Source organism: Bradyrhizobium sp. ORS 278 (genome assembly GCF_000026145.1).
GTDB lineage: Bacteria > Pseudomonadota > Alphaproteobacteria > Rhizobiales > Xanthobacteraceae > Bradyrhizobium.
This window is the reverse complement of sequence record NC_009445.1, coordinates 137,533-162,283: the sequence shown is the minus strand read 5'-3', so window position 1 is coordinate 162,283 and position 24,751 is coordinate 137,533. Positions and strand designations below refer to the sequence as shown.

Sequence of the window (24,751 nt, the reverse complement as noted above, 5' to 3'; positions counted from 1 at the left end):
CCATCCTCCCCACCCCACGTGAATGCGCCCCCACTGCTTCCTCTGTCATTGCGAGCGCAGCGAAGCAATCCAGGGGCCGCGTTGGGACTCTGGATTGCTTCGTCGCTTCGCTCCTCGCAGTGACGGAGGATAGGCTATACGCCGCCTCACAGCCTCGCTGCCCGCAGCCGCAGCGCGTTACCCACCACGCTCACCGACGACAGCGACATTGCCGCCGCGGCGATGATCGGCGACAGCAGGATGCCGAACACCGGATAGAGAATGCCGGCTGCGATCGGGATGCCGGCCGCGTTGTAGATGAACGCGAAGAAAAGGTTCTGGCGGATGTTGCTCATCACGGCCGCCGACAGCTTGCGCGCCCGCGCGATCCCGCCGAGATCGCCCTGCAACAAAGTGACGCCGGCGCTCTCCATCGCGACATCGGTGCCGGTGCCCATGGCGATGCCGACATCGGCCGCCGCCAGCGCCGGCGCGTCGTTGACGCCGTCGCCGGCCATTGCCACCACCTTGCCGCTGGCGCGCAGACGCGCGACGACCGCGCTCTTCTGCTCAGGCAGCACCTCGGCCTCGACCTCGGTGATGCCGATTTTTCGCGCCACCGCCGTCGCGGTGGTGCGGTTGTCGCCGGTCAGCATGATCACCTTGATGCCGTCGGCCGCGAGCGCCTTCAGCGCGTCCGGCGTCGATGCCTTGACCGGATCGGCAATCGCGAACAGTGCCGCCGGCTTGCCGTCGACGGCCATCGTGATCACGGTCGCGCCGTCCTCGCGCAGCCGCTTGCTCGCGACCCCGAGCGTGTCGGTGATGATGCCGAGCGAGGCCAGGTAGGTGGGATTGCCGAGCACGACCGCCTTGCCGTCGACCTCGCCGCTCGCGCCCTTGCCGGTCGGCGCGTCGAAGTTCTTCACATCGTCGAGCTTGATCTTGCGTTCGGTCGCATGACGGACGATCGCCTCGGCGAGCGGATGCTCGCTGGCGCGCTCGACGCTGGCGGCGAGCCTGATCGCTTCGGCTTCATCAACGCCTTGCGCTGTCACGATGCCGGTCACCTTCGGCTTGCCCTCGGTGAGAGTACCGGTCTTGTCGACAACGAGCGTATCGACCTTCTCCAGACGCTCCAGCGCCTCGGCGCTCTTGATCAGCACGCCGGCCTCGGCGCCACGGCCGACGCCGACCATGATCGACATCGGCGTCGCCAGCCCCAGCGCGCAGGGGCAGGCGATGATCAGCACGCTGACGGCAGCGACCAGCCCGAAGGCGAAGCGCGGCTCGGGGCCGAACGCGTACCAGGCGATGAAGGCGGTGATCGCGGCCGCGATGACAGTCGGCACGAACCAGCCCGCGACCTGGTCGGCGAGCCGCTGGATCGGTGCCCGCGAGCGCTGCGCGTCGGCGACCATCTGCACGATCTGCGACAGCAGCGTCTCACGCCCGACCTTGTCGGCGCGCATCACGAAGCTGCCGGTCTGGTTCAAGGTGCCGGCGATGACGCGCTCGCCTTCGTCCTTGGTCACCGGCATCGATTCGCCCGTCACGAGCGACTCATCGAGCGAGGAGCGGCCTTCCAGAATGATGCCGTCGACCGGCACCTTCTCGCCGGGGCGCACGCGCAGGCGATCGCCGGCCGCGAGCTCGGCGATCTCGACCTCGTGATCGTTGCCGTCGGCGTCCAGCCGCCGCGCCGTCTTCGGCGCCAATTGCAGCAGCGCCTTGATCGCGCCCGACGTGGCCTCGCGCGCGCGCAGCTCCAGCACCTGGCCGAGCAGCACGAGGATGGTGATCACCGACGCGGCCTCGAAATACACCGCGACAGTCCCGCCATGGCCGCGGAACGCCGGCGGGAACGCCTGCGGCATCAAGGTCGCGATCACGCTGTAGACATAGGCCACGCCCGTGCCCATCGCGATCAGGGTGAACATGTTGAGATTGCGGGTCTGGACCGACTGCCAGCCGCGCACGAAGAACGGCCAGCCGGCCCACAGCACGACCGGCGTTGCCAGCGCGAACTGGATCCAGGTCGACAGCACCGGATCGATCAGCCCGTGACCGCCGACGATGTGCCCGCCCATCTCCAGCACCACCACGGGCGCCGCGAGCACGGCGCCGATCCAGAATCGCTTCGTCATATCAGCGAGCTCAGGATTAGGCGCGTCGTCGAGGCTGATGACATCAGGCTCCAGCGCCATGCCGCAGATCGGGCAGGTGCCCGGGCCTTCCTGGCGGATCTGCGGATGCATCGGGCAGGTGTAGATCGTCCCCGCCGGCATCTCCGGCGGCGGCGCGCGCGTCTCCAGATATGTCGCGGGATCGGCTGCGAACTTGGTGCGGCAGCCGGCGGAGCAGAAGTGGAAGGTGTGTCCCTGATGATCGAAGCGGTGCTTCGACGTGGCGGGATCGACGCTCATGCCGCAGACCGGGTCCATGACCTTGGCCGCGTCATGCGCGTGATGCTCATGGCCGCCGCAACACGCGCCCGTAGTTGCGGAAGCGGCGGCGGGCGCGAGGTACTTGGCGGGATCGGCCGCGAACTTGGTCCGGCAGCCGGCGCAGCAGAAGTGGAAGGTCCGGCCGTCATGCTCGAAGCGGTGTGTCGACGTCGCCGGATCGACGGACATGCCGCAGACCGGGTCCTTCACTTTCGCTGTCAGCGCATGATCATGTCCGCCGCTGCAGTTCCCGGCCGTGCTCGCCGGCGCTTCGGCACGATCGCTGCAACATGCTTCCGCAGCCGCCTCGCTCTGTCGTGTTTCCATCGCGCCAGCGCGCGATCCGCAGCCGCATGTGCCGGATGGAGCCGCTGCGGCGCCATGTCCGTGTTCGATTTCCGACATCGCCCGGCCTCGCCTCTTGAAACCTATACCCTGTATGGGTATATAAGGCCCATGCGCGACGACATCAAGACTTCCTGTCAGAAACGTTTGAGCCGGATCGAAGGGCAGGTCAGAGGCCTGTCGAAGATGGTCGAGGACAACCGCTACTGCATCGACATCGTGACCCAGATCTCGGCGGTGCGCGCGGCGCTCCGCCGCGTCGAGGAGGAAATACTGCGCGATCACGTCTCCCACTGCGTCGAGCACGCGATCGCGTCGGGCGACAAGGCCGATCAGCGGCAGAAGATCGCGGAACTGATGGATGTGATCAGCCGCTCAGACCGGTGAGCTCAGACCGCAACCCTGTTGCGGCGGCGTGCGGCCGGACGCGGCGCGAGCTTGCGAACCGGCTCGGAAACGAGGAAATGCTCGCTCACCACGAGGCGTTCGCCGAGGACCTCGACTACTTCCTCAGCCGCAGCCGGCTGCGCCGCTTCTTCGTCAACCGTCTCAGGAACGAGCGGCGGCGCTTTGACGGATCCTGGAAACACGGCGAACTCGCCCGCTACCTCCGCGAGCGGCTTCTGCTTGTCGGCCCAGTGGAGCATCGTGTAGTCGAAGCCGTTGACGATGGTCGGCTTGACGATCTCGAAATAGGGCGAGATGTCGAAGTCGCGCGGCATATACAGCGATGAGTCGCGGATATGCAGGATCTCGCGCTTGGCGCGCCGCGACGGCGCCCGCGTGATCTTCGGCAGGATCGGATAGCGCACCGCGTCGAAAGCCTGCGCGATCAGCGCCGAGCAGATCATCTTGGTCGGATCGCCAGACCCCAGCGCGATCATGCGCCGCCGCCAGCGCTGCGGGATCGGCATCGGGATCAGATAGCGCATCAGGTCGATGATGTTCTTGGTGTCGTAGCCGAAGCCGATGCGGTTGATGGCGTAGCGGCAGACGGTGTGGCGATCCTCGAAGGTCAGCCCGACCGGGCGGCAGACGCGGGTGTGATAGGCGAAGTATTTCGACAGCGGCGCCGAGATCACGCCGTCGCCGACATAGGCCTCCACCAGCACATGCGGCTCGCCATCGGGCTCGACGGCACCGTCGATCGGCCCGACATAGAGCGCCGCATGCGACCACGTCGATTGCGTGAGGTACTTGATGATGCCTGAGATGCGGCTGTTGCCTTCAACGAGCAGCACGTCGCCGGGCTGGATATCCTTGCGGAGGTAATCTGGATCGCTCGGCGTGAACGGCTCATAGCCTGGTATCTCCTTCTGGAGATAAGCGGCAATCAGCTTGCCGATCTGGTCGAGCACGATACCCATGACGGTCCCCGGGCGACCTTGACCGGCCGCTTGCCTTTGTCCCTGCTTCCATGATGGTCGATTGCGGTTGCAATTTGGTTCATAGTCGAAGCGTTCCCCGTCTCATCGTGTTTACCATTCTCGTTGCCGCGCTGCGGCAGATGCGGCAAATTCCGTGAAAATCGCATCTCGCAAAAGCTTTCGGAAACCATGTCATGAGCTTCACGCGTCGCGGCTTCCTCTCTGCGTCCGCGGCGCTTGCCGCCACGTCCATGTTCGGTCGGACACTGGCCGCCGCACCTCCACGCGACGCTGACATTGTCGTGATCGGTGCCGGCGCGGCCGGCATCGCGGCGGCGCGCCGCATCGTGGCGGCCAACCGCAAGGTCGTGCTGCTCGAGGCGTCGTCGCAGATCGGCGGCCGTTGCAGCACCGATCTGACCACCTTCAGCGTGCCGTTCGACCGCGGCGCGCGCTGGCTGTTCGGCGCCGACAGTAATCCCATTGGCAAGCTTGCCCGCGGCGTCGGTCTCGACGTCGTCGCCGCGCCCGTCGGCCAGAAGATCCGTGTCGGCCGTCGCAATGCGCGGCCCGGCGAAACCGAGCAGTTCCTTGCCGGACTCGTTCGCGCCAACCGCGCCATTGACGAAGCTTCGCGCGGCAAGCTCGATACGTCCTGCGCCGCGGCGCTTCCAAAGGACCTCGGCGACTGGACCAGCACGACCGCTTTCGTGCTCGGCGCCGGCGCGACCGGCAAGGACCTCGCCGATCTCTCGGTGATGGACAAGGCGCGCGCGCAGGACCGCAGCGCGCCGCTCGCCTGCCGCCAGGGCCTTGGCACGCTGGTCGCCAAGCTCGGCGACGGGCTTCCGGTGTCGTTGTCGACTCCGGCGACACGCATCGTCTGGAGCAATCGCGAGGTGGCCGTCGAGACGCCGGCCGGCCGAATCGCCGCGCGCGCCGTCATTCTCACCGTCTCCACCAACGTGCTGACCTCGGGCGCCATCAAGTTCACGCCCGAGCTGCCGAAGCGTCAGCTCGACGCCGCGGCGAAGCTGAGCCTCGGCAGCACCGATCACATTGCGCTGATGCTGACCGGCAATCCGCTCGGCCTGTCGCGCGATGACGTGATCGTCGAGCAGAGCAGCTCGAACCGCACCGGGCTGCTGCTCGCCAATATCGGCGGCTCCTCGCTGTGCACGATCGACGTCGCCGGCGGCTTCGGCCGCGAGCTCTCGGCGCAAGGCGAGGCCGCGATGACGGCCTTCGGCAAGGAATGGATCGGCAAGCTGTTCGGCAGCGAAGCGGCGGCCGCGGTGAAGTCGTCGGCCGCCACGCGCTGGAATCAGGTGCCCGGTGTTCTCGGCGCCATGTCCGCCGCAGCGCCCGGCAGCCAGGGCGCCCGCAAGATTCTGAGCGAACCGCTAGGGCCGTTGTTTCTCGCGGGTGAAGCGACGCATGAGACGCTGTGGGGGACCGTCGACGGCGCCTGGGACACCGGCGAGCGCACTGCCGAGGCGGCGCTGCGCCGTATCGGGGCGTTGAAGGATCCCGAGCCGGAGCAGGCGAGTGAGCGGAAGCGTCTTGGCCGCCGCAAGGTGCGGTCAGCCTCGCCCGAGGATTGACTTGCGGTGGTAAGTAGGGCGGGCAAAGGCGATCCCACGCTCTGACCACATCCGAGATCGAAGGGGCGCCGTGCCCACCATCGAGCCGACGAGCTCGCGGAGAGACGGTGGCCACGCTGCCGCCTCCGGCGGCTGCTTTGCCCACCCGACGTGAGTCAAACCGGCAGCTTCAATTCCATCAGATCCTTCGCCACCAGGATGCGGCCCGTGTAGTTCTTCTTGACGTCGCGGGTCCAATCCTCGTCGGTCACTTCGGGATCATCGCCGGGCACGAAGTGGCTCAGCACCAGCGTCTTGACGCCGGCTGCGGCAGCAATGCGCCCGACGTCCTCCGTCGTGGTGTGGCTCTCGAGCAGATGCTTCTTCAAGGTCGAGCCGTTCTTGGTCTTGATCACCAGACGATCGACCGCCGGCACGTAGAGACATTCGTGCACGAGCACGTCGGCGCCCTTCGCGAAATCGGCGAGCTTCGGATTATAGGCGGTGTCGCTCGAGAACACGATGGTGCCGTCCGGTGTCTCGAACTTGTAGGCGAAATTGTCGGTGATCGGCGGATGAGGCGTGCGGAACGCAGTCACCGTCACGTCCGCCGTCTTCACCACCACGCCGTCGGCATCGATATCCTTGGCGATCAGCATTGGCCGAGGATCGGGCCGGCCCTCGTCATCGATGCGCGTGTCGACATCGAACTTGTTGGTTTCCCAGAAGCTCCGCGTCATCGCCTCCAGGCCTTTCGGTCCGAACGACTGAATCGGTGTCGACAGCCCCGCGGCCCAGGCGTTGTAGAACAGATTGCCGTATTCCAGATTGTGATCGGAATGATGGTGGCTGATCAGGATGTACTTCACCGACGGGATCGGCACGCCGGCGCTGACCAGCTGACGGCTGACGCCCATGCCGCAATCGATCACGAACGGCGTGCCGTTGACGACGACCAGATTGGCCGGGTTGGACGCGCCGATGCCGACACGCGGGCCACCCTTGGTGCCCAGGAAGATGATGCGCGTTCCCGTCTTGGGGCCTTGCGCGAACACCGATGGTGCGACCATGGCTCCAGCCGTTCCCATTGCAAGCGACAGCATCGTGCGGCGATTGATCATGGCGTCCTCCCGGCCGGTCTCGTTGCCGCGAGGCTAGCCGCGGCCGAGCACGCCGTCGAGGGCCGGGAGGCCGAAGATGACGGCGATGGCGATCAGCGCATAGCAGATCACGCGGAACAGGCGCTCGCTGGCGCGGCCGAACAACGTGGCGCCGAAGGCGACGCCGAGCGCGTAGACCGGGCCGATCAGCAGCGAGAGCTTGAGCGAATCCCAGGTGATCAGACCACTCGTTGCGTAGCTCACCATCGCGAAGCAGTCGGACGCGCCGAAGAACAGCACGATATTGGCGCGTGCGATCTTCGCCTCGATCGGGCGTCCGAGCCAGTAGCCGACGATCGGCGGGCCGCCGGTCTGCGCGACGCCGCTGCAGAAGCCGGAGACGGCGCCGACCGCGACCGACAGGCCCGCATAGTCCTTGCCGCGATAGCGCCAGCCGGAGATCAGCAAGGCCAGCAGCGCGGCCACGAAACCGGTGATGATCCAGCGGACCGTGACCGGGTCGAGCCGCGTAAGAAAATAGGTGCCCAGGGGCACGCCGATCAGCGCGCCGGTAACGATCACGGCCGTCGCCTTGCGGTCCGCCTCGCGCCAGGCACCGGGGACCGTCGGCGCCATCGATACGAAGTCGATGACCAGCAACAGCGGAGCAACGAGGCGCGGCGTCGCAAAACTGCTGGCCAGCGGCATGAAGATCAGCGCGGCGCCGAAGCCGGAGAAGCCGCGAGCGGTCGCTGCGATGAGAGCGACGATGGCGAGTGCAACCGTCGCGAACAGGCTGAGATCGGCAGGGATGAGCTCGGTTCGGATGAGCTCTTGCAGGCTCATCCGCGCAACGTGCCGCCGGTCTTCTTGGCCACGTCGGCGGTGACCTTCGCCGCGACGGCGTCGATCTCCTCGTCGGTCATGGTCTTGTCGCGCGGCTGAAGGGTGACGGCGATGGCGACCGATTTCTTGCCGTCCTCGATGCCCTTGCCCTCATAGACGTCGAACACGGTCACGTCGGAGATCAGCTTCTTGTCGACGCCCTGCGCCGCCTTCACGATATCGCCGGCCTTCACTTTGCGGTCGACGATGAAGGCAAAGTCGCGCGAGACCGGCTGGAAGGCCGAGAGCTCCAGCACCGGCTTGGCGCGTGTCGGCTTCGCCTTGGCCGCGGGAATGCGATCGAGGATGACCTCGAACGCGACCAGGGGACCATCGGCCTTCAGCGCTTCGAGCGTGCGCGGATGCAGCTCGCCGAAATGCCCGAGCACGTTCTGCGGTCCCATCTGGATCGTGCCGGAGCGGCCCGGATGCATCCAGGCAGGTCCCCCGGCGACGATCTGCAATGAGCTCATCGGCGCACCCGCCGCGGCGAGCACCGCGAATGCGTCGGCCTTCGCGTCATACGCGTTCGCCGGCTGCGAGCCGGTCCAATGCCGGCCGTGACCCTTCGACGAGGCGATACCGCGGCGGATGCCGCTGGCGGCGACGAACTGATCCTCCGGACGATCACCCCTGAAGGTCTGTCCGACCTCGAAGATCGCGGCATCCCCGAAGCCGCGATCGGCATTGGCCTGCACGGTCGCGATCAGGCCGGGCAAGAGGCTGGGGCGCATGTCGGAGAGATCGGACGCGATTGGATTTGCGAGCGCAAGCTCCGGCTTGCCGCCGCCGAACAGCTTGGCGGCAGGCTTGGATATGAACGACCACGTCACGGCCTCGACCATGCCGCGCGCGGCCAGCGCGCGCTTGGCGCGGCGGGTGCGGAGCTGCAGCTGCGTCAGCACCGGCTTGCGCGGCGCGTCGCCACGTTCGAACGGCGTCATCGGCACCTTGTCGACGCCGACCATGCGGACGATCTCCTCGACGAGATCGGCCTTGCCGTGCACGTCGCTGCGCCACGAGGGCACCGCGACCTTCACCACCGGACCGCTGCCGGCCAGCGTGAAGCCGAGATGGGTCAGGATGTGCCGCATCTCTGCGAACGGCACCTCGATGCCGGCGAGGCGCTTCACCTCGGCGACGGGGAAGTCGATGATGCGGTCGTCGCCATAGGCGTTGCCGACGACGACGTTCTCCGACGGCGAGCCGCCGCAGAGATCGATCACGAGCTTGGTCGCCATCTCCAGGCCGGGCACCATGAAGGCCGGATCGACGCCGCGCTCGAAGCGGTAGCGCGCGTCGGAATTGATGCCGAGCTTGCGGCCGGTCTGGGCGATGTTGATCTCGTTCCACAGCGCCGATTCGATCAGCACGTCGGTGGTGCCCTCGTCGCAGCCCGAGGCTTCGCCGCCCATGATGCCGGCGAGCGATTCGACGCCGGCGTCATCGGCGATGACACACATCGAATGGTCGAGCGTGTAGGTGCGGCCGTCGAGCGCCAGCAGCGTCTCGCCGTCGCGGGCGCGGCGGACGACCAGATTGCCCTTGACCTTCCTGGCGTCGAACACGTGCAGCGGCCGCGCGCGATCGAAGGTCATGTAGTTGGTGACGTCGACCAGTGCGTTGATCGGGCGCAGCCCGATCGAGGCCAGGCGCTGCTGCAGCCATTTCGGCGACGGGCCGTTCTTGACGCCGCGCACCAGCCGCAGTGCGAAGCCGGGGCACAGCTTCTCGTCCTCGACCGCGACCTTCACGGGGCAGGGGAATTCGCCCTTGATCGGCTTGATGCCGGGGTCTTTCAGCTTCCCCATGTCGGCGGCGGCGAGATCGCGCGCGATGCCGTGTACGCCCGTGCAGTCCTGGCGATTCGGCGTCAGATTGATCTCGAACAGGGGATCGCCGAGCCCGGCCCACTCCGCATAGGGCTTGCCGATCGGCGCATCGGCCGGCAGCTCCATGATGCCGTCGTGGTTCTCCGACAATTCGAGCTCGGCCTCCGAGCACAGCATGCCGCGGCTCTCGACGCCTCTGATCGTGCCGACCGACAGTGTGATGTTCTTGCCGGGAATGTAGGTGCCCGGCGGCGAGAACACCGACACCAGCCCCGCCCGCGCATTCGGCGCGCCGCACACGACCTGCACCGGCGCGCCACCGTCACCGGTATCGACCATGCAGACGCGCAGGCGATCGGCGTTGGGATGCTGCTCGGCGGAGACGACGCGCGCGATTTTATAGGGCGCGAGCAGCTTCGCCTTGTCCTCGAGATGCTCGACCTCAAGGCCGATCATGGTGAGCTTGTCGGCGAGTTTCTCCACCGGCTCATCGGTGTCGAGATGGTCCTTCAGCCAGGACAGTGTGAATTTCATGATGCAATCCTGCGATCAGCAAAGACCTCGACAAGACGAAAGCGCTCACACATCAACATCATGGTGTCGCTGAACTTGCCCAGTCGGGTGAAATAGGTTCGGTGCGCCTCGCGCCAGTAGTTCAGGCTCCGGTCGCCTTCGCCCTCGTCGAAGGCGAAGGCTGCATCGACCTCATCGAAGCGGCGATAGCTGATCTCGGTGCTCTCGATGACACAGCGCGGGCGGCCTTGCCCGTCGAGAACGATCCAGCGCTCGCCGGGCTTCGAGGTGTTGGGCTCGTCCTCGGTGCTGCAGGTCGCCGTCTTGACGCCCTTGATGACGAGGTCGAGCAATTTGTCGGCAAGCTCAGGACCGTCGCCGAACGCGAACGACCGCAAGCCGCGGTAGGCTGCAGGAACTATCTCGACGCTCACGTGCTCAGTCCTCCCGCCAAGGTCGGCACCTCCAGCGGCTTGAAGCCGTAATGCGACAGCCAGCGAACGTCGCCTTCGAACAGCTGGCGCAGATCGCTCATGCCGTATTTCAGCATCGCGATGCGGTCGATGCCCATGCCCCAGGCAAAGCCCTGGTACTCGTCGGGATCGATGCCGCAGGCGCGCAGCACGTTCGGATGCACCATGCCGCAGCCGAGAATCTCAAGCCAGTCCTCGCCCTCGCCGAACCGGATCTCGCCCTTGTCGCGGCGGCACTGGATGTCGACCTCGAGCGACGGCTCGGTGAACGGGAAGAACGACGGCCGGAATTTCATGTTGATGTGGTCGACCTCGAAGAACGCCTTGCAGAACTCGTGCAGGATCCATTTGAGGTGGCCGAGATGCGAGCCCTTGTCGATGACGAGGCCTTCGACCTGGTGGAATTGCGGCGTGTGGGTCGCATCCGAATCGATGCGGTAGGTGCGGCCCGGGCAGATCACGCGGATCGGCGGCTTCTGGCTCAGCATCGTGCGTACCTGCACCGGCGAGGTGTGGGTCCGCAGCAGCATGCGCGAGCCGTCCTCCTTCGGATTGAAGAAGAACGTGTCGTGCATCTCGCGCGCCGGATGGCCTTCCGGGAAATTCAGCTTGGTGAAGTTGTAGTCGTCGGTCTCGACGTCGGGACCTTCGGCGATCGAGAAGCCCATGTCGGCGAAGATCGTGGTCAGCTCGTCCATCACCTGGCTGAGCGGATGGATGCGCCCCGTATCGGCTGGCGTATCCTGCAGCGGGAGGGTGACGTCGATGGTCTCGGCGGCGAGGCGGGCATCGAGCGCGGCGGCCTTGAGCACGTCGCGGCGCGCGGACAACGCCTGCGTGACCTTGTCCTTGGCGAGGTTGATCGCAGCACCTTGCGTCTTGCGCTCGTCCGGCGACATCTTGCCGAGCGTGGCGAGCAACGCCGAGATCGAGCCCTTCTTGCCGAGGGCCGCGACGCGCACCGCTTCCAGCGCGGCTTCGTCGCCAGCGGCGGCGATCTGGTCGAGGATCGAGGTTTCGAGCGAGGCGAGGTCGGACACGGGCAAGATCTCCGCGGGGCAAAGGCGGCTGGGTTGTCGCCGCGACGGCGACGGGGGTCAAGCGAAACGAGTGATCGCGCTAGACAGCAAAAAGCGGCCGAGGGTGTCGGCCGCTTTTGAAGTCCTCACGATGCGGAAGGCGATCAGGCGGCGAGCGCCGCCTTGGCCTTCACAACGATCGCCTCGAACGCGGCGGGCTCGTTGATCGCGAGATCCGACAGCACCTTGCGGTCGACGGTGATGCCGGACTTGGACAGGCCGTCGATAAATCGGCTGTAGGTCAGCTCGAACGGACGCACGGCGGCGTTCAGGCGCTGGATCCAGAGCGCGCGGAAGGTGCGCTTCTTGCGCTTGCGATCGCGGAACGCATACTGGCCGGCCTTCTCGACGGCGGCCTTGGCGGCGCGGATGGTGTTCTTGCGGCGGCCGTAGAAACCCTTGGCGGCCTTGTAGACCTTCTTGTGCTTGGCGTGGGCGGTCACACCGCGTTTGACGCGAGACATGACGGAAATCCTTGTTCAGAGGTGATGACGAGCCGCGCCGCGCGCGGCCGGGGTTCGGAAGCGAGAGGCCGGTCAGGCGTTCGGCAAGAAGTACTTCTTGACGTTGTCGCCGTCGGTCTTAAACAGCACGCGGGTGCCGCGCAGCTGCCGGATCTGCTTCTTGGTCCGCTTGATCATGCCGTGGCGCTTGCCGCGCTGAGCGTGCATCACCTTGCCGGTCCCGGTCACCTTGAAGCGCTTTTTAGCGCCGGACTTGGTCTTCAGCTTGGGCATTTGGCTCTCCTTGATGCCAATGGCAAGCCGCCCGCGAAAGCGGCGCCATCAGGCGAAAATGCTCGTTAGAGCGTTGGTTGTGCTCAGGTTTCGGATCCAAACGAGGATCCACCCGCACAGGGACATCGCCACGGCAGCCCTTGATCAGCCGGGCGACGAAGGCCGCGCTTATGCCAGAGACGATCGAACTTGGCAATGTCGAACCATGGAAACAGCTAGTCCGACCCAAGATCAGCTTCCGTTAACCAAGCCGAGGTCCGCCCATGGTCCGCATCACTCGCTCAGCTCCCGCCGCCATCCTGGCCGCGGCTGCAATCTGGTCTTCCGCGCCGGCCCGCGCCGCGGGGTTCGACGGTGCCTGGACCGTCCTGATCATCACCGAGGCCGGCAATTGCGACCAGGGCTACAGCTTCCCGATCCAGATCAGCGGCGGCCGCGTGACCTCGGCTAGCTCCGCCAACATCACCGGCACGGTTGGCCGCGGCGGCGCCGTCACCGTGCGGGTCTCGCAAGGCGGCTCCTCGGCCAGCGGGAACGGGCGGCTGGGCTCGACCTCCGGCTTCGGCCGGTGGAGCGGCAAAGGCTCGGCCGGGAGCTGCAGCGGGCGGTGGCAGGCGACGCGGTCCTGACACCGGCCAAAAGACGGCCGTGGTCCGTCGCCTCAAGAGAAAAGCCCGCCAACGCGTGGCGGGCCCGGTTTGAAGCGTGGTCCCTCGCGCCTCTAGCGCGGAGCCAGGACCATGACGACCTGACGGCCCTCGAACTTGGCGTCCTGCTCGACCTTGGCGAACGCCGCCACGTCGGATTTCACCTTGTCGAGCAGCTTGGTCCCGATCTCCTGGTGCGCCATTTCGCGGCCGCGATAGCGCAGGGTGATCTTGACCTTGTCGCCCTCCTCGAAGAAGCGCTGCATCGCCCGCATCTTCACGTCGTAGTCGTGGTCATCGATCATCGGACGGAGCTTGATCTCCTTGATCTCGACGACCTTCTGCTTCTTGCGGGCCTCGGCGGCCTTCTTCTGCGCCGAATATTTGTACTTCCCGTAGTCCATGATCTTGCAGACGGGAGGCGAATTGTTCGGCGAAATCTCGACCAGGTCCATGCCTGCTTCGGCCGCCATCTTGATGGCGACAACGGTCTCGACGACACCACGGTTGGTGCCTTCGGCGTCGATCAGCTGGATCTGCGCATTGCGAATCTCATCATTGGTGCGCGGCCCGTCTTTGACGGCAGCGGGCGGGGCTCGATTGGGGCGGCGAATGGGTAGTTCTCCAAGGTTGTGGAAGAAGGCGGCTAGTTTGAAGGAAGATGCCTTTGCGGGCAAGGTCGCGCGGGCCCGGGTGCGTTGAAATTCCGCCCGGCCGCCGCGGCACTTGCGTCGCACGCGCAGCATGTCAGCGTGACGGCGTCGTCCCCCGAGGAGACCATCCGGCCGGGAACGGCGTTCAAATGCGCCGCCGGCCATGGTGGTTCCGCCCGCGGACATAGAGTGCGCAAGGCCCTTTCGCAAGCGGCAGCCTCGCACCGACCCGATTGACGGAGAACGTCGGTTCGCCCACACAACGTCCGCCACCGGGTAACGATCCATGAACCAAGCTGCAGAAACGACCGATCTCCCCGCCTTCATCACCGTCGGCATCGCCGAGTCCGCGCGCCAGATCGCGGTGCGTGCACGTTCGGGGACGGCACCGGGGCTGTTCTGGCTCGGCGGCTTCAATTCCGACATGAAGGGCACCAAGGCGGTCGCGCTCGAAGCCTGGGCGGCCGAGCGCGGCCGCGCCTGCGTCCGGTTCGACTATTCCGGCCATGGCGAGTCCGGCGGCCGCTTCGTCGACGGCACGATCGGCCGTTGGCTGGAGGAGAGCGTGGCGGTGTTCCGGCAGTTCTGCCGCGGGCCCCAGGTCGTGATCGGCTCGTCGATGGGCGGCTGGATGGCGCTGCTGCTGGCGCGCGAGCTCTCGAAGCACCCCGGCGAGGCGACGCTGGCCGGGATGGTCCTGATCGCGCCAGCCCCCGACTTTACCGAGGAGCTGATGTGGAGAGGCTTCTCGCTGGAGGTCCGCCGGGAGATCGAGACCAACGGCGTCTGGATGCGGCCGTCCGAGTATGGCGAACCCTATCCGATCACGCGGGCGCTGATCGAGGACGGCCGCCATCACCTGCTGCTCGGCAGCGCCATCAATGTCGGCTGCCCCGTCCGCATCCTGCAAGGCGCGCAGGACCCGGACGTGCCGTGGCAGCACGCCTTCGCGCTGGCGCAACGGTTGCCTGCTGAGGATGTGGTGCTCACCATGATCCAGGACGGCGACCACCGGCTGTCGCGGCCGCAGGACATCGCGCGCATGCTGGCCGCGGTCGGCGAGATGGGGTGAGGCGGCAGTGCTCAGCATCCGGCTTCCCACTCGGCGCGGACGCCATCATCGGCTTCGATCGCCAGCGCCGCGTCGGCCGCTTGCGCGAAGGCGTGGCGATTGAGGAGCTGCTCCAGCGCCCAGGCGGCGGCGCCCCGGACCAGCGGGCTCGGGTCAGACGTGAGCCGCTTCGCCGCCGGCGCCAACCCGGCATCCCCTGAGTTGCCGATCGCAATCAGCACGTTGCGCACGAAACGGTCGCGTCCGATGCGCTTGATCGCAGACTTCGTGAACAGCGCGCGGAAGGCGGCGTCGTCGAGTTCGGCCAGCTTCGCCAGCGAAGGCGCCCGCAGCGCCTCTCGGGCCGCCAGCTTGGCCTCGCGGCCCTCTAGCGCGAACTTGTTCCACGGGCATGCGGCCAGGCAGTCGTCGCAGCCATAGATGCGGTTGCCCATGGCTTTGCGGAACTCGCGCGGGATCGGTCCCTTGTTCTCGATCGTCAGATACGAGATGCAGCGCCGCGCATCGAGGGTGTAGGGCGCCGGGAAGGCCGCGGTCGGGCAGCTGTCGAGACAGGCCCGGCACGATCCGCAATGATCGCGCTCCGGTGCATCGGCGGGCAGCTCGAGCGTGGTGTAGATCGCGCCGAGGAACAGCCACGAGCCGAAGCCGCGCGATACCAAATTGGTGTGCTTGCCCTGCCAGCCGAGGCCGGCGGCTTCCGCCAGCGGCTTTTCCATGACGGCGGCGGTATCGACGAACACCTTCACGTCGCCACCCGTGTTGGCGACCAGCCAGCGCGCGAGCGTCTTCAGGCTCTTCTTTATAACGTCGTGATAGTCGTCGCCGCGAGCATAGACGGAGATCGCGGCGCCACTGCGTTGGGTGAGAATCGTGCGCGGGTCTTCATCCGGGCCGTAATTCACGCCGAGCATGATGACGCTGCGGACCTCGCTCCACAACGTCCGTGGATCGGTGCGCCGCGAGGGCTCGCGGGCGAGCCAATCCATGTCGCCGTACTGGCCCGACGCGATGAAGCGTTCGAAGGCGGCGGCGCGCTCGGGGCTGATGACCGGCGCGGTGATCCCGACACCATCGAAGCCGAGCCGATGCGCTTCGGCCGCCAGCGCCGACCTCAGGGCGTCTGGCGCGTGGCCGCTCAGAAGTCGAGATCCACGTAGGTGCGCGAGGCCGGCACGCCGGCCAGCCAGTCGGACAGCAACGGCCGGAATGACGGCCGCGACTTCACCCGCGCATACCACGCCTTCGCGGCATCGTCCTCGATCCACGGCACGTCGCCGAGATAATCGATCGCCGACAGATGCGCGGCGGCGGCGAGGTCGGCATAGGTCAGGCGGTCGCCGGCGAGGAAATTGCGCCGCTGCGCCAGCCAGCCGATATAGGCGAGGTGATAGCGCACATTGGTCTTTGCGGCGCGGATGACGTCGGTCGACGGCGGCCCGCCGCCATCCTCCTCGCTCATGAAGCGCTTGTAGATGCGCTCGGTGACCAGCAGGTTCGAGGCCTCCTCGAAGAACTTGGTGTTGAACCAGTCCATCAGCCGCCGCACCTCGATGCGCTCGGCCGGCGTCGCCGGCATCAGCCGGCGGTCGCCCGCTTCGACCCCGCAGGTCTCGTCGAGAAATTCCGCGATCACCCCGACACCAGGCACCGGCGGCATGTCCTCGACGGCGAGCACCGGCGTCGTGGCCGCCGGATTGAGCACGAGGAACGCCTCGCGACGCTCCCAGGCGCGTTCCTCCACCAGGCGCAGATCGAGCCCGTATTCGCCGAGCACCAGCCGGACGAAGCGTGAATGCGGGCAGAAGGGATGGTGGTAGAGCGTGTACATGGAGCCTTTCGACGATCGCGCGGCGGCTTGGCACTTAACGAACAATCAACCACCGGCGCGCGCCGATGGATCGTCCCGATACCGGCGCCCAAGCGGCGTCCGCGATTCGGACCATTAGCGCATGGTCGGCGAAAGTGTAAGCAGTAGGGCGGCGGGTCGGCATGCGGGAAACGAGGTTCGGGGAACAGCAATCGGCGCGTGGGATCCGAGGTCCGGCTTCGCTCCGTCCTGATTCGCAGGCTCGGGCGGGCGCGGGTTCATTCATGCGATGTGACCGCTCCCGACGCTTTTTGCAATTGCGGGCGGCAGCCGAATAGGCGAGAAGGGCGGCGTTTTGCCGGCAATCCTGGATCCGATCATGATGTCAGATACGCTGCGGGCGGTGCTTCTCGGCATTGTCGAGGGCGTCACCGAATTCCTTCCGGTATCCTCGACCGGCCATCTTCTGCTCGCCGAGCGCTTCTTCGGCCTCGGCGAGGACGGCTTCTGGAAGAGCTTCGCGATCCTGATCCAGCTCGGCGCCATCCTCGCCATCGTCGCGCTGTACTTCTTCAAGCTGTCGCGCGTCGCCATCGGCGCGCTCACCAATCCCGACGACCGCCGCTTCATCATCGGCGTGCTGATCGCGTTCCTGCCGGCCGTGATCATCGGCCTCATCGCCGGCAAATACATCAAGGCGCTGCTGTTCGATCCCTGGGTCGTGTGCTTCTCCCTGATCGTCGGCGGTGCCATCTTGCTGTGGGTCGATCAGATCGATCTCAAGCCCCGGGAGCACGACGCCACGCGCTATCCGCTGATGATGTATCTGTGGATCGGCGTCGCGCAGTGTCTCGCCATGATCCCCGGCGTGTCGCGCTCCGGCTCGACCATCGTGGCGGCGATGCTGCTCGGCGGCGACAAGCGCTCGGCGGCGGAGTTCTCCTTCTTCCTGGCGATCCCGACCATGGTCGGCGCCTTCGTCTACGACTTCTACAAGAGCCGCGCCGAGATGACCTCCGATCATCTCGGCCTCATCGCGATCGGCTTCGTGGTCTCCTTCATCACCGCGATGATCGTGGTGAAGGCCTTCCTTGGCTACGTCACCCGCCACGGCTTCGTGCTGTTCGCCTGGTGGCGCGTCATCGTCGGCACCCTCGGCCTGATCGCGCTGGCGCTGGGGAAGTAGTCATTGCGTAGGGTGGGTGGGCAAAGGCGCGCAGCGCCGTGCCCACCGTCTTCACTTAGACTGCCGTCGCAGGATGGTGGGCACGCTTCGCTTTGCCCACCCTACGGGCCTCTCACGCATTCTTGCGCTGGAATTGCCCGGCCGGGCGGAAGCGCCAGAGATATTGCGGGCCGACGGCCTCGAGCGAATCCGGCGTGATGCCGAGGCCCTGCAAGGTCAGCCCGGCGGCCTTCGCGGCCTCTGACACCACGTTGTCATGGCGCAGCAGCTCGACCTGGTCGGGCGTCAGCTTCAGCGGGCCCGGCGCGAATTGGAGGAAGGTGGCCTGCAGCTTCGCCAAGCCGAACGGCAGCGGCAGCAGCGCGCGGTCGCGGTCGGTGATGTCGAGGATGATCTTCAGGATCTCGCGGAAGCTCAGCACCTCCGGTCCGCCCAGCTCGTAGGTCGCGCCCGGCTGCGCCTTGCCATCGACGGCGTCAGCCACCGCGGTCGCGACGTCGCCGACATAGACCGGCTGCATCTTGGTCTCGCCGCCGCCGACCAGCGGCAGGAACGGCGCGATCCGCGCAAGGCCGGCGAAGCGGTTGGTGAACTGGTCCTCGGGGCCGAACACCACCGACGGACGCATGATCACCGCCTCCGGCACCGCGGCCAGCACGGCAGCCTCGCCGGCGGCCTTGGCGCGCGCATAGGCCGAGGCCGACTCGGCGTCCGCGCCAATCGCCGAGACCTGCACCATCCGCGCGCCGGCGGCGGCCGCGGCCTTGGCCACGGTGGCCGCGCCCTCGGCCTGCACGGCGTCGAACGTCTGCGCGCCGCTCTCGGTCAGGATGCCCACCAGGTTGATCGCGACATGGCTGTCGCGCAGCGCGGCCGCGACCGAGTCGGGATAGCGCAGATTGGCCTGAACGGTGTGGATCTGGCCGACGCGGCCGAGCGGCTGCAGATGGCCCGCGAGCTCCGGCCGGCGCACCGCGACGCGGATGCGGTAGTCGCGCTTGGCCAGCGCCCGGACGACATTGCGGCCGACGAAGCCGGAGCCGCCGAACACGGTGACGAGGGTGTCCAGATTCGATGCCATTGGGATCATTCCTGGGATAGCCGGGCGGTCGATCCGCCCCGGACGAGAAGCCTGTCAGCGGCGATTCGCACCCCGCGGCCCGCCATCTTTCGCTGCTGTATAGCCCATCGCCCGCACCGCGGAAAAGGGAGCCGTGTTTTTGCGTACCGCATGAGAAAAATTGTCATCTTGGGCCTTCAGCGGTTTGACAAGCGACCGTTCGATCCGTACACACCGCCCCCACATGCCCAGGTGGCGGAATTGGTAGACGCGCTGGCTTCAGGTGCCAGTGGCTTAACGGCCGTGAAGGTTCGAGTCCTTTCCTGGGCACCACGCTTCGCTCTTCGAGCTCCGCGTGGCGCCGCCGAGCTGAGGCTCGGATTTGATTTTCCCTGACATCGCTGTATCTGCCGCAGGCGCGGGACGACGTTCTCCGTGCGTGGCAGACGCTGCGCCATCGGCTGCTTTCGCAGTGAGCTCCATGCGAGTCATGACATCCATCTCGTTGCAGTTCTCGATCTCGCCGCGCTGACGGTCCGCTCCCCTCCCCCCTTGCGGGGAGGGGTTGGGGGTGAGGGTCCACGAGTCCCGCTGCACATGATGCGCACCTTGCTTCATCTTCTTCGAAGGTGCCGACGCTCGTCATCAGCGTCATCGCCCGGAGACCCCCACCCCCGACCCCTCTCCGCAAGGGGGAGGGGAGTGCACCGTCGCTGGCGCGAGAGCCTGGCTCAATCGCGCGACGACCGAGCGCCACGCGTCTGCGGTCGCAATCGGCGTCTTGCATGCGGATCATTCTCGTCATCGCGAACAGCGTGCTGCTACTTGAAAAATCTCGGGCAAACATCCTCAGCCTCGCGACGCATTCCGCGCCCGAGCCATGCTTCTCGTCTCGCCCTCATCAGCATTGAGGGCGCAGGGAGAGCCGGGTGCCGACTGCACCCATGGCCCGCCAGCGAGAAAAAATGCTGGCGGCAGGAACCACAGGTACGCGCCGGTTCATCCGGCCCTCCCTGCGCAACGGTCTTAACGGCTGCTTCGCGTTCTCCCTGGTGCGCCGGCTTGCTGGCCACCATCCCCACGCGAAGCCAAAGCTCCGCCGTGAGTTGACATCAGCATCGGGATATCAGGACCGCGCGACTTGACCGTGCGTGCATCGCCGTTCGTCCGCGCGAACTCAATCACGCCGCGCCGACACACGCCCATCGCATCCCACTGCCAACGTCTCGTGACGGTCGCGACACGCCCCTCATGCGGCAGCAGGGACGCGCGGAAATGTGCAGGTGATTTGCCCGACGGCACAAGCGTGGAGTCTGCGACAGACTGGCACGACGGGCAGTTCGTGCATGGGACATCTTAAAATAGCCCCACGCTCTTTGCGAGCGAAGCTTCGTGTTGGCTGGCATCGTGCCGGAAGCCGACAGGATGAGATCTGCGACATCTCGATATCGCCGGTCTGCAATATGCAGGCGTGAAATCTAGGATATAGAAGTGGAGCCGATCATAGCTCAGTCGTCGCGATCTAATAGATGGCTAGTGCGACGACGACTTTTGATGTCGCTCGTTTTGAAAGCGCGACTGCCGCAGCCGGAGGAGGTGGCTTTGAACCGATGTTATGAGGATATTCTTTCCCGGATGCCGGAGGAGCCGGTTTGGTTCGATGAACACGCGGTGCCGCGCTATTGCGATTTCCATCCAAGCAGGGTCGCCAACATTTACGCGAATGAAGCCGCCCTGGTTGAGGTGACATGCCAAAGCTGTAGTCGGCTCTTCCACGTCGCCTTCGCTGGCTGCTCCCGGGTGCTCTCCGCGGAAGAATGGCCATCCGGTTCGATCGGACAAGCGATCCGGGAAAAAAAGCTGGACTATGGCGATCCACCAAACGTTTGGTGTTGCCCTGCTGGCCCCAGCATGAACAGCTTGCCGCGCAGGGTCATCCAGTATTGGCGTCAAGGCAATCCGGCGTTTACGGTGTCTGACGGACATCGCCGAGTAGTTACGGATACCAGGGCTTACTTCACCTGGACGCGGCATCCAGAGTTTGAGGTTGACATAGATCCCGATTAGCTTTGATCGGCAGGGATCGGCTACGGCCACACATTCGGCCCGCATTCATGGCCTTTGAGATCGCGCCCCGAATATCGGAGCTGTTTCGCAATCGCGGTGGCACCAAGCCCTGCGACCGCAGAGCCCTGATCTGCCCATAGTTGAGGCTGACCGGGCGTCCATCATGAACGCCTTTGGACGTTACCGTGACACTTCTGCGGTCCACCCATCAAATCCGAACGCCGGCGCTCGTCACGAGCGCGGAGGACGCCCTTGTCAGGCGGCCATCACAGGCGCCGTTACCAGTCAAGCGCCAGTCCAACAAAACCCTATCAACAGGTCATGCCTAGCCTGACGCTCCAATCACGCGCGCCAGCACCGGCCAATACAGATCGCCATAGCCCGCCTCGATGGCCTCTCCCAATCGTCTGTCGGCGAGCTCCGCGCCCGGCAGATCGATCTGCACGGACCTGGCGAGATCCAGCGCATAACCGATGTCCTTGCGTGCATATTCGGTCGAGAATGCGCGCTCTGGGTATGTGTCGGGCAGCATCGCTTTCATGCCGTGGTTGCGCAGCGCGAAGCTGTCGGCGGAGCCCTTGGCGAGGGTCTCGAACAGCAGCTTGGGATCGAGGCCCGCGCGCTTGCCGGTCTCCAGCGCCTCGCCGAGCGCCACCACGGTCTGCATCAGCACCATGTTGTTGAGGATCTTCACGACCTGGCCGGCGCCGACGCCACCGCAATGGGTGATGTCGGTCGCGAACATCGCGATCAGCGGCCGCAGCCGTTCGAACGTCGCCGCGTCGGCGCCCACCATCACGCTCAGCGTGCCGTCTTCGGCCGCTTGGCGGGTGCGGGCGATCGGCGCATCGGCGAAAGCGGCGCCCTTCGCTGCAAAATGCGTCGCGAGCTCGCGGGTGGCCTGTACCGGCGAGGTGCCGAGGTCCACGATGGTGTGACGTGCCTCCGCGTGGCGGAGCAGGCCGTCATCCCCGTCGCACACGGATTGGACATGCTTGCCGCTCGGCAACGCCATGAAGATCAATTCGGCCTCGCGCGCCAGCTCGGCGAGCGACGCGGCCCTGATGACGCCGACCGCGGCGAGCCGCTGCAGCGGCGCATCCGCGCGGTCGAAGCCGAGCACGGTGGCGCCGGACTTTCGCGCCAGATTGCGGCAGATCGGCTCGCCCATGACGCCCAAACCGATGAATCCGATCGCCGCCATGCAAGCTCCTCTTCATTCAAAATGTTGACGTCGGCGAGCGCACCGCAACGGCACGCGCCACGAGGCGAGTTCGGTTCCGGACCAGCGGACGTGTCGCCTTCGCAGCCTTATAACTCACAACCTGACACCAAGACGTCGGCGCCGGTACCTTTGATCGACTCGACTTCTACACCGGGGTGAGTGATGCCAACTGCTCGTCCCGCCATCGGTGTCGTCCCCGCGAACGCGGGACCCATACCGCGTGATGTCTGCAAGGGGCAGGCGGCTCGTCCCGCGCGCCTCACGGCCTCCTGTGGTTATGGGTCCCGGATCGACGCCTGCCGACGCTTTGCGTCGGCAGGCTTGTCCGGGACGACAGACCTGTGCGGGGCGACGGGTCGTTCGCCTCGCCGCCGTGGGGGATCCTGTTCGCCGGTCACGCTGTCTTGACGTTGAGTCTCATTTTGTATTTTGCACGCGCGATCGGGCAGCATCACTGACAGAATGCTTTGGAGTCGCGGCGCCGCTCCAAAGCCGCAAATAAGTCAAGCAAACGCCAATGATTGCGGTGCTCTCATCAGCGATTGCCCGCGCAGCATGGCACGTGACGGCCTTTGCTGGCGCAATCCGGCTTGCTGCATTGCTTATAAGGTGCGGGACGCATGCCCGGCGTGATCGGGAGGACGTCCCTTGCCATGCATTCACAGCGGTACAATTCGACGTTAGGTTGTTCCGCCTCTCGTCCCGTCGACACACGGCGCATCACACGAGCTCGGCGTAGCGGCAGACGATCCGGCGAAGGCGGCGCGCGACAACGCGGCGGCCACACATCAAGAACGTAGCGGAGGAAGTGCCATGATGAAGCAACGGAGACGTCTGGCTGCGCCCATCGCGCTTGCCATCACCACGACACTGGCCGCGTCGGTGGCCGCGGCACAAACGGTCGATACGGCGCGCATCGAAGCCGGCGGCCAGAACGACTGGCTGACCTACCACGGCTCCTACAAGTCCTATCACTACAGTCCGCTCGCGCAGATCAACGCCAGCAATGTCGGCAATCTCGGCGTCGCCTGGATTCACATCCCCGGACGCTCCACCCGCGGTTTGCAGTCGATGCCGCTGGCCGCCGACGGCGTGCTCTACTACACCGGTTCCTACAGCCGCGTGTTTGCGCTGAACGGCGCCACCGGCGAGGTGATCTGGTCCTACTTCCCCGAGCTGGACGAGGCGCTGGTCGCGCGGCAGACCCACTCGCCCTACAATCGCGGCGTCGCCATCGGCGAAGGCAAGGTGTTCGTCGGCACCATGGACGGCCGGCTGATCGCGCTCGACATGAAGACCGGCAAGCTGGCCTGGGAGACCAAGCTGCTCGACTCGCAGAAGCTGACGGTCGGCTTCACCGGCGCGCCGCTCTATGCCAATGGCAATGTCGTGATCGGCGCGCAGGGCGGCGAATGGCCGGGCCGCGGCCCGATCTTCGGCGTCAACGCCGCGACCGGCGCGAAGAAGTGGGAGTTCCTGACGGTCGCCGGCACCGACGAGGCCCAGAAGAGCTGGGGCAATGATTCCTGGCGTACCGGCGGCGGTGGCGGCTGGATGCCCGGCACCTATGACAGCGAGACCTCGACGGTCTGGTGGGGCACCGCCAACCCGGCGCCGCTCTACGACTGGTCGGGCGGCGACTGGAAGACACAAGGCGCGCGCCCCGGCGACAATCTCTACACGTCGTCGGTGATCGGCCTCGATATCGACAGCGGCAAGCTGAAATTCCATCACCAGGAGCTGCCGCACGATGCCTGGGATTTCGACAGCGCGGTCGGCGAGTTCGTGATGCTCGATCGCGACGGCAAGAAGCTGACGGTCCATCCCAACAAGAGCGGCTACATCTTCGTCTATGACCGCGAAGCGAAGGTGCAGAACGTCTGGCGCATCACCGAGAACAGCAACTTCGTCAAGAACATCGACCCCAAGACCGGTGAGCTGATCGGGCGCCGCGACTTCACCGCCGGCAAGGTGTCCGAGCCGCTCTGCCCGCACATCTCCGGCGGCGTCAGCTGGAACGCCGGCTCCTACAATCCGAAGACGGGCCTGTACTACAAGCTCGGTCAGGAATGGTGTATGACGCTCGACATCGTCAAGACGACGCCGGTGGTGGCGCCGCAGGCGCAGCTGAACATCGGGGCCAACTTCGCAATCGCCAAGCCGCCGGGCGGCGAGATCTACGGCCATCTCGATGCCCGGGATCCCGTCACCGGCGCCAAAAAGTGGGAGGTGCGCTTCCCCGAGCCGCCGCTCGCCAGCGTGCTCTCGACCGGCGGCAATCTCGTGTTCGTGCCGGATTCGCGCGGCACGGTTCACGCCTATGATGCCGAGAGCGGCACCGAGCTGTGGAATCACTCCGACGGCACCGGCCATCAGGGCGGCATCATCAGCTATGCGGTCAATGGCAAGCAGTACATCGCCATCACGGCCGGCTTCGGCGGCATGGCGGCCGACGACTATGCTCCGACCTTCGGCGGCGTCTACAAGAGCATGCCGAGGGATGACGGCGCGCTCATCGTCTATAGCCTGAAGTAAATCATTGGAGATCGCGGGGGCCGGTTTCGCCGGTCCCCGTGCTCTGCGCTGGCTGTCACGAATGGAGGCCGGGCTGTCGTCAAAACCATTGTGGCAGTTAGTTAATCCGTCGTGCCCGGGCTCGTCCCGCCTGCGCGGCCGAAGCCGCTTCGGCGC

The 24,751-nt window shown here is 66.0% G+C and carries 21 protein-coding genes and 1 tRNA gene; 8 read left to right on the top strand and 14 right to left on the bottom strand.

Going from position 1 to position 24,751, the window contains the following annotated elements; all coding sequences use genetic code 11:
• Positions 1-146 precede the first annotated feature (146 nt).
• Positions 147-2,753 (bottom strand): heavy metal translocating P-type ATPase, encoded by a 2,607-nt coding sequence (locus tag BRADO_RS00715; protein WP_083794802.1) that lies wholly within the window; start codon positions 2,751-2,753, stop codon positions 147-149.
• 129 nt (positions 2,754-2,882) lie between these two features.
• Here BRADO_RS00715 and BRADO_RS00710 point away from each other — a divergent pair, with 129 nt between their 5' ends.
• On the top strand, positions 2,883-3,158 hold the full coding sequence (locus BRADO_RS00710) for a metal-sensitive transcriptional regulator (protein ID WP_006613634.1): 276 nt from the start codon (positions 2,883-2,885) through the stop codon (positions 3,156-3,158).
• A gap of 2 nt (positions 3,159-3,160) precedes the next feature.
• On the opposite strand, the gene BRADO_RS00705 is transcribed toward BRADO_RS00710, so the two are convergent.
• Complete coding sequence (locus tag BRADO_RS00705; protein ID WP_011923407.1) at positions 3,161-4,138, bottom strand: YiiX/YebB-like N1pC/P60 family cysteine hydrolase; 978 nt, start codon at positions 4,136-4,138, stop codon at positions 3,161-3,163.
• A 194-nt stretch (positions 4,139-4,332) separates the two neighbouring features.
• On the opposite strand from BRADO_RS00705, the gene BRADO_RS00700 reads away from it, so the two are divergent.
• Positions 4,333-5,742: an FAD-dependent oxidoreductase gene (locus BRADO_RS00700; protein ID WP_011923406.1), complete on the top strand. Its 1,410-nt coding sequence runs from the start codon at positions 4,333-4,335 to the stop codon at positions 5,740-5,742.
• Between the two features lie 155 nt (positions 5,743-5,897).
• Here BRADO_RS00700 and BRADO_RS00695 read toward each other — a convergent pair whose 3' ends face one another.
• The 7 genes from BRADO_RS00695 to rpmI all read right to left on the bottom strand — a co-directional run bounded on the left by BRADO_RS00695 (position 5,898) and on the right by rpmI (position 12,340).
• Positions 5,898-6,842 carry an MBL fold metallo-hydrolase gene (locus BRADO_RS00695; protein ID WP_011923405.1) on the bottom strand — a complete coding sequence of 315 codons (945 nt, stop codon included), beginning with the start codon at positions 6,840-6,842 and terminating at the stop codon, positions 5,898-5,900.
• 33 nt (positions 6,843-6,875) lie between these two features.
• Positions 6,876-7,667: a sulfite exporter TauE/SafE family protein gene (locus BRADO_RS00690; RefSeq protein WP_011923404.1), complete on the bottom strand. Its 792-nt coding sequence runs from the start codon at positions 7,665-7,667 to the stop codon at positions 6,876-6,878.
• Positions 7,664-10,072 (bottom strand): phenylalanine--tRNA ligase subunit beta, encoded by a 2,409-nt coding sequence (pheT, locus tag BRADO_RS00685; RefSeq protein ID WP_011923403.1) that lies wholly within the window; start codon positions 10,070-10,072, stop codon positions 7,664-7,666. Before pheT ends, BRADO_RS00690 begins: the two co-directional genes overlap by 4 nt.
• On the bottom strand, positions 10,069-10,485 hold the full coding sequence (locus BRADO_RS00680) for an ASCH domain-containing protein (protein ID WP_011923402.1): 417 nt from the start codon (positions 10,483-10,485) through the stop codon (positions 10,069-10,071). The genes pheT and BRADO_RS00680 overlap by 4 nt, the downstream gene beginning before the upstream one ends.
• Positions 10,482-11,564: a phenylalanine--tRNA ligase subunit alpha gene (gene pheS, locus BRADO_RS00675; RefSeq protein WP_011923401.1), complete on the bottom strand. Its 1,083-nt coding sequence runs from the start codon at positions 11,562-11,564 to the stop codon at positions 10,482-10,484. The genes BRADO_RS00680 and pheS overlap by 4 nt, the downstream gene beginning before the upstream one ends.
• 143 nt (positions 11,565-11,707) lie before the next feature.
• A complete protein-coding gene (gene rplT / locus BRADO_RS00670) occupies positions 11,708-12,067 on the bottom strand; it encodes a 50S ribosomal protein L20 (protein ID WP_006612326.1) in 360 nt (119 codons plus the stop codon).
• Between the two features lie 72 nt (positions 12,068-12,139).
• Positions 12,140-12,340: a 50S ribosomal protein L35 gene (gene rpmI / locus BRADO_RS00665; RefSeq protein WP_006612327.1), complete on the bottom strand. Its 201-nt coding sequence runs from the start codon at positions 12,338-12,340 to the stop codon at positions 12,140-12,142.
• A 263-nt stretch (positions 12,341-12,603) separates the two neighbouring features.
• On the opposite strand from rpmI, the gene BRADO_RS00660 reads away from it, so the two are divergent.
• The gene (locus BRADO_RS00660; protein WP_011923400.1) at positions 12,604-12,969 is read left to right on the top strand and encodes a hypothetical protein; all 366 of its coding nucleotides are present in this window, start codon (positions 12,604-12,606) and stop codon (positions 12,967-12,969) included.
• Between the two features lie 92 nt (positions 12,970-13,061).
• Here the strand turns inward: BRADO_RS00660 and infC are convergent, their stop codons facing one another.
• Complete coding sequence (gene infC, locus BRADO_RS00655; protein WP_085963464.1) at positions 13,062-13,601, bottom strand: translation initiation factor IF-3; 540 nt, start codon at positions 13,599-13,601, stop codon at positions 13,062-13,064.
• Positions 13,602-13,926: 325 nt separating this feature from the next.
• Between infC and BRADO_RS00650 the strand changes: the two genes are divergently transcribed.
• The gene (locus tag BRADO_RS00650) at positions 13,927-14,712 is read left to right on the top strand and encodes a carboxylesterase (protein ID WP_011923399.1); all 786 of its coding nucleotides are present in this window, start codon (positions 13,927-13,929) and stop codon (positions 14,710-14,712) included.
• Between the two features lie 11 nt (positions 14,713-14,723).
• Here BRADO_RS00650 and queG read toward each other — a convergent pair whose 3' ends face one another.
• A complete protein-coding gene (gene queG, locus BRADO_RS00645; RefSeq protein WP_157872660.1) occupies positions 14,724-15,902 on the bottom strand; it encodes a tRNA epoxyqueuosine(34) reductase QueG in 1,179 nt (392 codons plus the stop codon).
• The gene (locus BRADO_RS00640; RefSeq protein ID WP_011923397.1) at positions 15,851-16,543 is read right to left on the bottom strand and encodes a glutathione S-transferase family protein; all 693 of its coding nucleotides are present in this window, start codon (positions 16,541-16,543) and stop codon (positions 15,851-15,853) included. The genes queG and BRADO_RS00640 overlap by 52 nt, the downstream gene beginning before the upstream one ends.
• Before the next feature lie 358 nt (positions 16,544-16,901).
• Between BRADO_RS00640 and BRADO_RS00635 the strand changes: the two genes are divergently transcribed.
• Positions 16,902-17,708: an undecaprenyl-diphosphate phosphatase gene (locus BRADO_RS00635; protein ID WP_011923396.1), complete on the top strand. Its 807-nt coding sequence runs from the start codon at positions 16,902-16,904 to the stop codon at positions 17,706-17,708.
• 112 nt (positions 17,709-17,820) lie between these two features.
• On the opposite strand, the gene BRADO_RS00630 is transcribed toward BRADO_RS00635, so the two are convergent.
• Positions 17,821-18,789, bottom strand: a complete 969-nt coding sequence (locus tag BRADO_RS00630) for a complex I NDUFA9 subunit family protein (protein ID WP_011923395.1) — start codon at positions 18,787-18,789, stop codon at positions 17,821-17,823.
• Positions 18,790-19,014: 225 nt separating this feature from the next.
• Here BRADO_RS00630 and BRADO_RS00625 point away from each other — a divergent pair.
• Both BRADO_RS00625 and BRADO_RS34825 read left to right on the top strand, forming a co-directional pair.
• Positions 19,015-19,101: transfer RNA gene (locus tag BRADO_RS00625), tRNA-Leu, on the top strand.
• A 1,221-nt stretch (positions 19,102-20,322) separates the two neighbouring features.
• Complete coding sequence (locus BRADO_RS34825) at positions 20,323-20,835, top strand: hypothetical protein (protein WP_157872495.1); 513 nt, start codon at positions 20,323-20,325, stop codon at positions 20,833-20,835.
• 325 nt (positions 20,836-21,160) lie between these two features.
• Here BRADO_RS34825 and BRADO_RS00620 read toward each other — a convergent pair whose 3' ends face one another.
• Positions 21,161-22,039, bottom strand: a complete 879-nt coding sequence (locus tag BRADO_RS00620; protein WP_011923393.1) for an NAD(P)-dependent oxidoreductase — start codon at positions 22,037-22,039, stop codon at positions 21,161-21,163.
• A gap of 834 nt (positions 22,040-22,873) precedes the next feature.
• Here BRADO_RS00620 and BRADO_RS00615 point away from each other — a divergent pair.
• The gene (locus BRADO_RS00615; RefSeq protein WP_011923392.1) at positions 22,874-24,595 is read left to right on the top strand and encodes a PQQ-binding-like beta-propeller repeat protein; all 1,722 of its coding nucleotides are present in this window, start codon (positions 22,874-22,876) and stop codon (positions 24,593-24,595) included.
• Positions 24,596-24,751 lie beyond the last annotated feature (156 nt).